The following is an 11,611-nucleotide window of genomic DNA, read 5'->3' as shown; positions in this document are numbered from 1 at the left end:
CATGAACCAGCACCCCAACCTCCGCATCGGCCATTCGGCCTGTCCGCATGATTGCCCGTCGACCTGTGCTCTCGAGGTCGAATTGCTCGACGGCAACCGCATCGGCCGGGTCCATGGCGCCAAGGCCAACAGCTACACATCGGGCGTCGTCTGCGCCAAGGTCGCCCGCTATGCCGACCGCGTCCATCACCCCGATCGTCTGCTGAAGCCGTTGGTGCGCAAGGGCGCCAAGGGCGAGGGCGTCTGGCAGGAATCTAGCTGGGAGGCCGCTCTCGATCTCGTCGCCGAGAAATTCGACGCGGCCGAAGCGAAGTACGGCTCGGAGACGGTCTGGCCCTATTACTATGCCGGCACGATGGGGCTGGTGCAGCGCGACGGCATCGAGAGGTTGCGCCACGCGAAAAAATACTCGGGCTTCTTCGGCTCGATCTGCACCAATCTCGCCTGGACCGGCTGGATGATGGGGGCAGGCGCGCTGCGCGGACCGGACCCGCGGGAGATGGCGAAATCCGACTGCGTGGTGATCTGGGGCACCAACGCCGTGGTCACGCAGGTCAATGTGATGACCCACGCCATCAAGGCGCGCAAGGAACGCGGCGCGAAGATCGTGGTCATCGACGTCTATGAGAATGCGACGATGAAGCAGGCCGACATCGGTCTGGTCCTGAAGCCCGGCACCGACGGCGCACTCGCTTGTGCCGTCATGCACGTCCTGTTTCGCGAGGGCCTGGCCGACCGCGCCTATCTGCGGAAATATACGGACGATCCGACGGGCCTGGAGGCGCATCTCGTTACCCGCACGCCGGAATGGGCGGCTGATATCACTGGTTTGACGGTCGCCGAGATCGAGACCTTCGCGCGCCTCGTCGGCGCGACGAAAAAGACCTATTTTCGCCTAGGCTACGGCTTTGCCCGCCAGCGCAACGGCGCCGTCAACATGCATGCCGCGGCATGCATCGCCGCCGTCACCGGCGCCTGGCAGTATGAGGGCGGCGGCGCCTTCCATTCCAATTCCGGCATCTTCAAGCTCAACCAGGAGGTGCTTGAGGGCACGCGCATGCGCGATCCCTCGATCCGCTATCTCGACCATTCGCGCATCGGCCCGGTGCTGACCGGCGCCAGTGACGCGCTTTATGGCGGGCCCTCGGTGACGGCGATGCTGATCCAGAACACCAATCCGGTGAATGTCGCGCCCGAGCAGCGGCTGGTGAAGCAGGGCTTCCTGCGAGATGATTTGTTCACCTGCGTGCACGAGCAGTTCATGACCGACACGGCCAAGCTGGCCGACGTCGTGCTGCCGGCGACGATGTTCGTCGAGCATGACGACATCTACAAGGGCGGCGGCAACCAGCACATCACGCTCGGCCCCAAGCTGATCGAACCGCCGGAAGGGCCGCGCACCAACCATTTCGTCATCGAGCAGCTGGCCGGGCGCCTTGGTGTCGCCGACAGGCCGGGCTTCGGGCTGACCGAGCAGCAGCATATCGACATCATCCTTGGCAAGCGCGGGTTGGGCAGCTTCGCCAGCTTGGAAGAGCAGAAGTGGATTGATCTGCAGCCGGATTTCGACACGGCGCATTTCATCCGGGGCTTTGGCCATGCGGATGGGAAATTCCGTTTTCGCGCCGACTGGACCGGGCAGGCGGCTCCGAACCGGCCGCCGAAGAGCATGGGCCTGTTCGGTCCGGTGGCGCGATTGCCCGAATTTCCCGACCATGTCGACCTGATCGAGGTGGCTGACGAAGCCCATCCGTTCCGGCTGACGACCTCGCCGGCGCGCAACTTCCTCAACTCGACCTTTTCCGAAACACCGGTGTCGAAGGCCAAGGAGGGCCGCCCGGAACTCCTGCTGCATCCCGATGACGCGGCGGCTCTAGGGCTGGCCGAGGGCGACCGTGTCGAGATCGGCAACATGCGCGGCGAGGTGGTGCTGCACGCCAGATTGTTCGGCGGCATCAAGCGCGGCGTCGTGATCGCCGAAGGTATCTGGCCGAACAGCGCGCATGAGCGCGGCGAGGGCATCAATGTGCTGACCGGCGCCGATGCCCCCGCACCCTATGGCGGCGCTGCCTTTCACGACAACAAGGTCTGGCTGCGCAAGGCAGATTGAGCCGAGCGGAGCCAAGTCGTCCGCGAGCCCATCACACCGGCAGGGTTTCGGCCACTTTTTTCCTGTTTTGCCGCTGGCGGATGTCATCGGCGACCGCCTGGGCTTCGATGCCGATTTCGCGCAACAGCCCGGTGACCGCGTTGTGAAAGCCGACCAGATAGAGGCCGAGATCCGAAGCTCGGGCATTGACGCCGCTGGGGCCGGGCTCCACGCCGGGTTCGAGGAACCTGGCATAGCCCGGCCGATAGCCGGTGGCGAAGAGGATGGCGTCGAATTCGCCGTGCTTGCCGTCCGCAAAACGGGCACCGCGTTCCGAGATTTCGGCGATGTCGGGCGCCACCTTGATAGCACCTTCCCGGATCTTGCCGATGGTGCCGACATCGATCACCGGAATGCGCGACGCAAGGGCGATCTGCTGCAGCAATCCCTGCTTCGGCCGTCTGAGCCCAAACTTCTCCAGCCTCCCCAGCACCAGATCGAGGATGACGGGGAACAGCGCGTCGTTGATGCGCTGCGGCCCGAGCCGCGTCGCCATGCCGACCATCTGGATCGGCACGCCGAACAGTTCGCGCGGGACGATGTGAACGCCCCCGCGCACCGAGATCATCGGTCGGGCGCCGCCTTCCACCAGGTCGAGCGCAATCTCCGCGCCGGTATTGCCCATGCCGACGACCAGCACCGATTGGCCGGCAAAAGGCGCGGCGTTGCGATAGTCGGCGCTGTGCAGCGTCTTGCCCTTGAAGGCCTCGATGCCGGCAAATCTGGGCAGCAAGGGTTCGGCATTGTAGCCGGACGCGATCACCACATGCGAAGCGCGTAAGGCGCCGGAGGTCGATTCCACCCGCCAACCGCGGCCCTCCCGGGTGATCGCCCGCACCGTTTCGCCGAAGCGGGGCTCCAGGGCGAAGCGTTTTGCATAGGCGTCGAGATACTCGACCACGAGGTGGCGCGGCACATAGCGCGGATAATCCCTTGGGAAGGGAACGAAGGGCAGCGAGGAGTAACGCTTGGTCGTATGCAGATGCACACGGTCATAGTGACGCCGCCAGGCTGGCGCGGCCTGCTGCTCCTTCTCAAGCATGACGAAATCCTGCCCGGCCTGGCGAAGACATGCGGCAACCGCCAGGCCCGCCGGCCCGGCACCGATGATCGCGACTTTCGTGGTTTCGTCCATGCGCGCCTCCCCCTCCAATTGGCGATCCAGAATGTCAGAAACGTGGCAAGGGTGCACCGGCTCATCCAGGCAGGGGCACCGTCAACCCGACCTTGACGCGGTCCATGGCGACGAAGGTGCGGAACTTCCGCACATTGTTGCTGCCGAAGAACAGTTTTCGCGTCAGCGCCTCGTAGGCGCCCATGTCGGCCACGGTGATGACGAGGATGAAGTCGGCCTCGCCCGTGACATAATAGCATTGCTGTACTTGCGGCTCCGCCGAGAATTGCCGCTTGGCCTCGTCGATCAGTTCGGTGCGTTCGCTCTCGAGCTCCACCTCGACGAAGATAGTGATCGGCTGGCCGACGGCCGCCGGCTCGACAATGGCGACATTGCCGGTAATGACGCCGGTCTGCTCCATGCGCTTGATGCGGCGCTGCACGGCTGGCGCCGACAGGTTCACCGCCTCGCCGATCAGCCGTTGCGGCGTCGTGTTGTCCCGCTGCAGGATGGCAAGGATGGCGAGATCGAAGCTGTCGAGTGAGGCTGGCGACTGAGACATTGCTATCCTGACGAAACAAACTTGCATTTCAAGAGCTAAATTGCGGCGCTTTTTGCGCAGGGTTTGCAATATATCTTCTCTTGGACGCCAAGGAGAGACCGCCAATGTTCCTGCCCAATCGCCATGCCTTGCACCGCCAGCCGCTGGACGAGGCCGATGCCGAAACCCTCGGCATCGCCGGGGCGGACACTGTCGAGCGTTTCCTTGCCCGCCGTGACAATCACTTGGCGACGCCGCTGCACGCCCTGCCGGCGTTGGCTGGCGAACTCGGTCTCGGCACCTTGCATGTCAAGGATGAGGGCTTTCGCCTCGGTCTAGGCAGCTTCAAGGCTCTGGGCGGCGCCTATGCGGTCTTCCGTCTGGTCCTGGAGGAGGCAAGCAACCGGCTCGGCCGCTCCGTCGGTGTCGCGGATCTCGATCGGCCCGAAGTCCGGTCGGTCGCGGCGACCATGACGGTTGCTTGCGCTACCGACGGCAACCATGGCCGCTCCGTCGCGCAAGGCGCCGAGCTTGTTGGCGCAAAGGCGGCGATCTTTGTCCATGCCGGCGTCAGCGACGGGCGCGTCGCGGCCATCGCCCGCTATGGGGCGGAGATGATCCATGTCGACGGCAATTACGACGATTCGGTCAGGCAGGCGGCGCGCGTCGCCGCGGAGAAAGGCTGGACGGTGGTTTCCGATACCTCATGGCCGGGCTACGAACGCATTCCGGGCCTCGTCATGCAGGGCTACACGGCGATCGTGCGCGAGGCGCTGGGCCAGGTCTCCGAACCGCCGACCCATGTCTTCGTGCAGGCCGGCGTTGGCGGCATCGCGGCGGCGGTAGCCGGCCATCTTGCCATCGTGCTTGGCGAAACAAGGCCGGTTTTCACGGTGGTGGAACCCGCCCGTGCCGCCTGCGTCTTCGGCGCCGCCAAGGCCGGGCATCCGGTCAAGATCGCGCATGGCGAGGCGACAGTCATGGCGATGCTCGAATGCTACGAGGCCTCGCCGGTCGCCTGGCGCGTGCTGGCACGCGTCGCCGATGCCTTCATGACCGTCGACGAGGACGAAGCCATCGCCGTGATGCGGCGGCTGGCACGCCCGGCCGGCAACGATCCGGCCATCGTCGCCGGTGAAAGCGGCGGGGTCGGCCTTGCCGGGCTGATCCGGGCGATGGCCGATCATAAGGCCGAGCTTGGCCTCGACGCCAGTTCGCGCGTCCTGGTCGTCAACACCGAAGGCGCGACAGATCCCCGCTGCTATGCCGAACTCGTCGGCATGAATCCGGCGGATGTGCTTGCCGGCAAGGTGCTTTCTGGAGCGACGCCATGACCTTGATCGATGCCATGACCTCGATCGACGCACAAAGGCTGCTTGGCCGCATCCGCGAGCTCGGCGGCATCGGTCGTGATGGCGAGGGCAGATTGGTGCGGCTGGCCGCCTCCGACGCCGACAGGCTGGGTCGCGACCGCTTCGTCGGCTGGCTACGCGAGGCCGGTCTCGAAATCGCCATCGATCGCATGGGAAATATCTTCGGCGTCTGGCAGGCGCCGGCGAATGCCGGCCATGCGCCGATCCTCGTCGGCTCGCATATCGACACCGTCATCGATGCCGGCATTTATGACGGCTGCTACGGCGTGCTCGCCGGGCTGGAGGTAATCGAGACGCTGAAGGCGTCGGCTCTTGTCCCGTCGCGCCCGCTCGCGGTCGCCGCCTTCACCAACGAGGAAGGGGTTCGCTATTCCCCCGACATGATGGGTTCACTGGTCCATGCCGGCGGTGTCGGGATCGACGAGGCGCTGGCGGCCGTCGGCACCGACGGCAGCGTGCTGGGAAAGGAACTGGCCCGCATCGGCTATGCCGGCGACGAGGAGCCGGGCTTCCTCAAGCCGCACGTCTATCTCGAATTGCATATCGAGCAGGGCCCGGTTCTGGAACGCGAAGGCGTGCCGATCGGTGCTGTGGAAAACCTGCAAGGCATCTCCTGGCAGCGCATCACCATAGACGGCGTCGCCAACCACGCCGGCACCACGCCGATGTCGATGCGCAATGACGCCGGGCATGCGGCCGCGCGTGTCGTCACGTTCCTGCACGACCGCGCCAAAGCCTCGAACACGCCGACCGTTGCAACGGTCGGAACGATGCGTTTCGAGCCAAACGCCATCAATGTCATTCCCTCGCGCGCCGTCTTCACCGTCGACCTGCGCGACCCTTTCGAGCATCGCCTGCAAGCCGAGGAAGCCGCACTCGCCGCGTTTCTTGAGAACCTGGCCGCCGATGGTGGCGTCGCGATCTCGGTCGAGCGGCTGGCCCGCTTCGAGCCGGTGATCTTCGATATAAGCATTGTCGAATTGATCGAAGCTGCCGCGAAGAAGCGCGGGTACGCGTCCAAGCGCATGACCTCGGGCGCCGGCCACGATGCGCAGATGATGGCGCGCCTCGCGCCCGCGGCGATGATTTTCGTGCCGAGCGCCGGTGGCATCAGCCACAATCCGCGCGAACATACCGCCGATGCCGAGCTTGTCGCCGGCGCCAACATCCTGCTTGATATCGTTGCCCAGCTTGCGGATCAGGAGGTATCAGGCGATGGCTGAAATCGATCGTGATGTGCTGAAGCTGGAGATGACCGAATGGCGGCATGATCTGCACGCGCACCCTGAATTCGGCTTCGAGGAGGAGCGCACCGCGGCCTTCGTCGCCGCCAAGCTGCGCGAATTCGGACTGGACGATGTCGCCGAGGGTGTCGGCGGCACCGGCGTCGTCGGGACTTTGAAGCGCGGCAGCGGCAACCGCGCGATCGCGCTGCGGGCCGACATGGATGCTCTGCGCATATCAGAGCAATCAACCGCGCCATACCGCTCCGGCAATCCCGGAATCATGCATGCCTGCGGCCATGACGGCCACACGGCGATGCTGCTCGGTGCGGCCAAGCTCATGGCCGGGGAGGGCGGTTTCGACGGCACCGTGCGCTTCATCTTCCAGCCGGCGGAGGAATGGGGAAAAGGCGCGTTGGCGATGCTCGACGATGGCCTGATGCAGCGCTTTCCCTTCGACGAGATCTTTGGCCTGCACAACATGCCGGGCTTGCCGGTCGGACATTTCGAGACCCGTGCCGGCCCGGTCATGTCGGCCGAAGACGTCTTCGAGATCGTGCTCAGGGGATTGGGCGGTCACGCTGCGCGGCCGCATTCGGTCAGGAAACGCTGGTCGCCGCCTGTGCGCTGGTTACCAACCTGCAGACCATCGTCTCGCGCCGGCTGAGCCCGGCCGACATCTCCGTGGTTTCGGTGACCGAACTGATCACCGATGGCACCCGCAACGCACTGCCGGGCATCGCCCGCATCCTTGGCGACGCGCGCAGCTTCCGCCCCGAGGTGAGCGCCAAGATCGAATGCCAGATGCGCATCATCGCCGAAGGCATCGCTACCGCTTACAACGTTGCCGCCGAGGTCAACTACACCAGGGAATTCGTGCCTTTGCGCAACGATGCCGAACTGGTCGACGCGGCCTTTGCCGCCGCCGGGACTGTTTTCGAACGCGGCAATATCGCGGTCGCCCGCGAGCCGATGACGGCGTCGGAGGATTTCGCCCGCTTCCTCGACCACGTGCCGGGCTGCTTCGTCTTCCTCGGCAACGGCGAGGCCTCGGCACCGCTTCACAATTCCAGTTACGACTTCAACGACGACGGGCTGTTGTTCGGCGCCAGTTTCCATGCCGCCATCGCCAGGCAGCGGCTTGGGACTTGAACCCCCGGGGGGATTTTCGCGGCATTTAGCGGGGGAAAACGCCGGGGAAAGGCCGAAATCCTTGATCTGGCATGACGCTACGGCAAGACTCAGCTAGCCTCGCTCACGCGGCGGACCTGATATCCGCCTGGCCGGCGCTATCAGATTACCTCCCAAGCGGCGCCGGCCTTCTCTCCCGCATGCTAAATTAGATTTCGTTAAAGTTAGAACGCTCGCGCTCGGCGGAAGTTAGGGTTTTACTGTCATGGCTGTGGCACGCTTTTGGATGCTGCGGTTCATAGATGCGCGGGCGGAGCTGGATAAAGGCGGTGCGTCAGGACGAAGCGCGGCGGGTGCGCGCCCGCATCGCTCAACTCGAACGAGACTTGACCGCCGCCTCGGCGCAGACACGACAGCTGCGCCAGGACGCAGGCCACGAGCTGCGCAATGCCAAGTTCCGCCTCGAGCGTCTCGAGGAATGCATCGCGGCAATGCGGTGAAGATCCCGCAATCGTTTTTGCGCAATGCTCCATTCACTGGCTGGCAATGCCATTGTTCACGACAGGAATGGCGAGATCTTGATCGGCCCCAGTCGCCTTTGTCGGCGGCAATTTGTTGTCGCAGGCCGAGAAAGCCAAAGTCACCAGCGCGAGGATCAGTCCCAGCTTTTTCATGGCTACTTCCTCCACCCGCAGAACGAGGCGGTGTCGGTTTGGTTGCACGATTGCGCCGAGGGAACAAAATCCCCTGCCTCAGGTTGACCCAGCGAAGGAGGACCGCCGCATGATCCGTTTGCTTCTGGTTGGCACGCTGGCCTTTGTCACTTACCGTCTCGCCCGCAAGATGATCGACGAGGTTCCCGACAGTGTCGATCCGCTCTTGCTGCCAGCGCCCGCAAACGACCGCGAGGCGCTACGCCGGCAGTCGGCGTCGATGGGCGTTGACCCGAAACGCTGATTGCTCCCGCTGTATTGGCGGAGCTGCTTCTCTGTTGCGAACAAAGCGGAAACGATGCTTGATGGGCGATGAACCTCGCCGCCCATGATTCGACGTTTTTGGAACAGACCGGCCAGCCGGCTTATCTCGCCCGGCTGAACGACGCCCAACGCCAGGCCGTCGAACATGGCGACGGCAAGATTGCAGGCCCGCTGCTGGTTATCGCCGGCGCCGGCTCCGGCAAGACCAACACGCTGGCGCACCGCGTCGCCCACTTGATCGTCAAGGGAGCCGACCCGCGCCGCATCCTGCTGATGACGTTTTCGCGGCGCGCCGCATCCGAAATGGCGAGACGTGTCGAGCGCATCGCCGGCGAAGTGCTCGGCCGCGACGCCGCAGTGATCACGGACGCACTGACCTGGGCCGGCACTTTTCATGGTATCGGCGCGCGGCTGCTGCGGGACTATGCGCTGGAGATCGGCCTCGATCCGGCCTTCACCATCCATGATCGCGAGGATTCCGCCGATCTGATGAATCTCGTGCGCCACGAACTCGGTTTCTCCAGGACGGAAGCGCGCTTTCCGACCAAAGGCACCTGCCTTGCCATCTATTCGCGCGCCGTCAACGCGCAGGCGCCGCTGGGTGAGGTCCTGGGGTCCGCCTTCCCCTGGTGCGCCGGCTGGGCCGAGCAGCTCAAGCAATTGTTTGCCGGTTACGTGGAGGCCAAGCAGGCGCAGAATGTGCTCGATTACGACGATTTGCTGCTCTACTGGGCGCAGATGACCGCCGAGCCTGAAATCGCCACGCATCTGGGCGGACGGTTCGACCATGTGCTGGTCGACGAATACCAGGACACCAACCGGCTGCAGGCCTCGATCCTGATGGCACTCAAGCCCGACGGCGCCGGGCTGACGGTCGTCGGTGACGACGCGCAGTCGATCTATTCGTTCCGGGCCGCCGAAGTGCGCAACATCCTCGACTTCCCTAGACAGTTCGCGCGGACCGCCGATGTGGTGATGCTGGAGCGCAATTATCGCTCGACCGAGACCATTCTGGCGGCCGCCAACGCGGTTATCGGCGAAGCCTCGGAGCGCTTCACCAAGAACCTGTGGTCGGAACGCAAATCCGCCGACAAACCGAGACTTGTGACCGTGCGCGACGAGGTCGAGCAAGCGAACTTCGTCTGCGACACCATCCTTGCCGAGCGCGAGGCCGGTACCGCGCTGAAGTCGCAGGCGGTGCTGTTTCGCGCCTCGCACCACAGCGGGCCGCTGGAGATCGAGCTGACGCGGCGCAACATCCCTTTCGTCAAGTTCGGTGGCCTGAAATTCCTCGATGCCGCGCATGTCAAGGACGTGCTGGCGGTACTGCGCTTTGCCGAAAATCCGCGCGATCGTGTCGCCGGCTTTCGCGTGCTGCAGCTTCTTCCCGGCATTGGCCCTTCCGCGGCCGCGCAGGTCGTCGAGGCCATGACGTCGGCGCTGGACGAGGCGATGGGACTGGCCGGCTGGCGTCCGCCGCAGCGCGCCGCCGACGACTGGCCCGGCTTCGTCTCGCTCTATTCCGGCTTGCGCGCCGGCGCCAAATGGCCGGCCGATCTCGAACAGGTCAGGCTGTGGTACGAACCGCATCTGGAGCGCATCCACGAGGATGCGATCACGCGCCGCGCCGACCTGCTGCAACTCGAGCAAATCGGCTTGGGCTATGCTTCGCGCGAACGCTTCCTGACCGAGCTGACGCTCGATCCGCCGGACGCAACCAGCGACCAGGCCGGCCCTCCGCACCGCGACGAGGACTATTTGATCTTGTCGACCATCCACTCGGCCAAGGGCCAGGAGTGGAAGAACGTCTTCGTGCTGAACACGGTCGATGGCTGCATTCCGGCCGATCTCGGTGTCGGCACCAAGGAAGATATCGAGGAGGAGCGACGGCTGCTCTACGTGGCGATGACACGGGCCAAGGACAATCTCAACCTCGTCATGCCCCAGCGCTTCTTTCCGCATGGCCAGGCGGCACGCGGCGACCGCCATGTCTACGCCTCGCGCACCCGTTTCATTCCGGCCTCCATCCTCGCCGCGTTCCAGCAGCTTTCGTGGCCGGCCGCGCAAGCGGCGCAGGGCAGGGCGCCTCGGCCGGAGGTGCGCGTCGATATTGGCGCGCGCATGCGCGGCATGTGGAAATAGCAGGAGCCGATGCCGCAGCCGCCGATCAGGATCGCCATATCAGGCGCTCTCGGCCGCATGGGTCGCCAGATGGCGGATGCGGTGCGGGCCGATGTGCGTCTGGCGCTCACCGGCTGCTTTCACCGTCCGGGCAGTGTCGGCGACGGGCTGGTGAGCCGCGACGAGGCAATTGCCATGGCTGACGTGGTGGTCGACTTCACCACGCCGGCGGCCTCCGTGGAACTGGCCAGATTGTGTGCCGGGAGGGGCGGGCCAGCCCTGGTGATTGGCTCGACGGGCTTCGAGGCCGCCGAGATGGCCACCATCGCCCATGCCGCGAAAACCATTGCCATCGTGCGCTCCGGCAGCTTCTCGCTCGGGCTCAACATGCTGGTCGGATTGGTCGAACAGGCAGCGCGGGCGCTCGACCCCGATGACTGGGATGCGGAGATTTTCGAGGCGCATCATCGCCACAAGATCGACGCGCCTTCGGGCACGGCGCTGATGCTGGGGCAGGCTGTTGCCGGCGGACGCGAAATCGGGCTGGAGACGGTTGCGAGGCGCGTCCGCGATGGCGTCACCGGCGCGCGGCCGGCGGGCGAGATAGGCTTCGCGGTGGCGCGGGGCGGCGCCATCATTGGTGAGCACAGCGTCAGCTTCTGCACGGAAGGCGAGACCGTCACCTTGGCGCATTCGGCTGGTGACCGCATCATGTTTGCACGCGGCGCCATCGCCGCGGCATTGTGGGTGGCGGGCCGCGCTCCCGGCGAATACGACATGCGCGACGTATTGGGTTTTGGCGCATCGTAACCAGCAAATCCTGGCTGTTTTCATTCCCCGGTTGCTAAAGTGGCTGAAAGCCAGCTGAAAGCTTGGGCATGCAATTGATTCATTGCGGCGTTCGCCGCGTGACCGGTGCGGGAGTGGCCGGCAGGAGGAATGCGGCGCAGCCTGGATGGCGCGCCGCCCAGGTGGAGGAAGT

General features: G+C 64.9%; 10 protein-coding genes and 1 pseudogene. 8 read left to right on the top strand and 3 right to left on the bottom strand.

From position 1 onward, the window contains the following. The first annotated feature begins 1 nt into the window (after nt 1). On the top strand, nt 2–2,110 hold the full coding sequence (locus tag FJ543_RS28770) for a molybdopterin oxidoreductase family protein (protein ID WP_140878573.1): 2,109 nt from the start codon (nt 2–4) through the stop codon (nt 2,108–2,110). Nucleotides 2,111–2,141: 31 nt separating this feature from the next. On the opposite strand, the gene FJ543_RS28765 is transcribed toward FJ543_RS28770, so the two are convergent. Both FJ543_RS28765 and FJ543_RS28760 read right to left on the bottom strand, forming a co-directional pair. Further along, entirely contained in the window at nt 2,142–3,284 is a 1,143-nt protein-coding gene (locus tag FJ543_RS28765; RefSeq protein ID WP_140878572.1) for an NAD(P)/FAD-dependent oxidoreductase, read from the bottom strand. Nucleotides 3,285–3,345: 61 nt separating this feature from the next. Next, nucleotides 3,346–3,825: an Lrp/AsnC family transcriptional regulator gene (locus FJ543_RS28760; protein WP_140617189.1), complete on the bottom strand. Its 480-nt coding sequence runs from the start codon at nt 3,823–3,825 to the stop codon at nt 3,346–3,348. A gap of 104 nt (nt 3,826–3,929) precedes the next feature. Between FJ543_RS28760 and FJ543_RS28755 the strand changes: the two genes are divergently transcribed. The 4 genes and pseudogenes from FJ543_RS28755 to FJ543_RS28740 all read left to right on the top strand — a co-directional run bounded on the left by FJ543_RS28755 (nt 3,930) and on the right by FJ543_RS28740 (nt 8,031). Then, on the top strand, nt 3,930–5,138 hold the full coding sequence (locus tag FJ543_RS28755; protein ID WP_140878570.1) for a diaminopropionate ammonia-lyase: 1,209 nt from the start codon (nt 3,930–3,932) through the stop codon (nt 5,136–5,138). Nucleotides 5,139–5,152: 14 nt separating this feature from the next. Next, on the top strand, nt 5,153–6,400 hold the full coding sequence (locus tag FJ543_RS28750; RefSeq protein WP_140878639.1) for a Zn-dependent hydrolase: 1,248 nt from the start codon (nt 5,153–5,155) through the stop codon (nt 6,398–6,400). Beyond that, nucleotides 6,393–7,552, top strand: a pseudogene (locus FJ543_RS28745) (M20 aminoacylase family protein). The gene FJ543_RS28750 and the pseudogene FJ543_RS28745 overlap by 8 nt, the downstream one beginning before the upstream one ends. A gap of 308 nt (nt 7,553–7,860) precedes the next feature. Then, a complete protein-coding gene (locus FJ543_RS28740; protein ID WP_224525574.1) occupies nt 7,861–8,031 on the top strand; it encodes a hypothetical protein in 171 nt (56 codons plus the stop codon). Between the two features lie 33 nt (nt 8,032–8,064). Here FJ543_RS28740 and FJ543_RS31630 read toward each other — a convergent pair whose 3' ends face one another. After that, nucleotides 8,065–8,205 (bottom strand): hypothetical protein, encoded by a 141-nt coding sequence (locus FJ543_RS31630; protein WP_015318450.1) that lies wholly within the window; start codon nt 8,203–8,205, stop codon nt 8,065–8,067. 109 nt (nt 8,206–8,314) lie between these two features. Here FJ543_RS31630 and FJ543_RS31625 point away from each other — a divergent pair, with 109 nt between their 5' ends. The 3 genes from FJ543_RS31625 (at nt 8,315) to dapB (ending at nt 11,439) form a co-directional block, all read left to right on the top strand. Next, nucleotides 8,315–8,488, top strand: coding sequence for a hypothetical protein (locus tag FJ543_RS31625; RefSeq protein WP_015318449.1), 174 nt, complete (start codon nt 8,315–8,317; stop codon nt 8,486–8,488). A gap of 68 nt (nt 8,489–8,556) precedes the next feature. Then, the gene (locus tag FJ543_RS28735) at nt 8,557–10,650 is read left to right on the top strand and encodes an ATP-dependent helicase (RefSeq protein ID WP_140878568.1); all 2,094 of its coding nucleotides are present in this window, start codon (nt 8,557–8,559) and stop codon (nt 10,648–10,650) included. A 9-nt stretch (nt 10,651–10,659) separates the two neighbouring features. Continuing rightward, entirely contained in the window at nt 10,660–11,439 is a 780-nt protein-coding gene (dapB, locus tag FJ543_RS28730) for a 4-hydroxy-tetrahydrodipicolinate reductase (protein WP_140878566.1), read from the top strand. Nucleotides 11,440–11,611: the final 172 nt, after the last annotated feature.

This window comes from Mesorhizobium sp. B2-5-7 (genome assembly GCF_006440875.1).
In the GTDB taxonomy this organism is placed as follows: domain Bacteria; phylum Pseudomonadota; class Alphaproteobacteria; order Rhizobiales; family Rhizobiaceae; genus Mesorhizobium; species Mesorhizobium australicum.
Note: the sequence above shows the minus strand (reverse complement) of the source record. Positions and strands in the feature narration are given on the sequence as shown.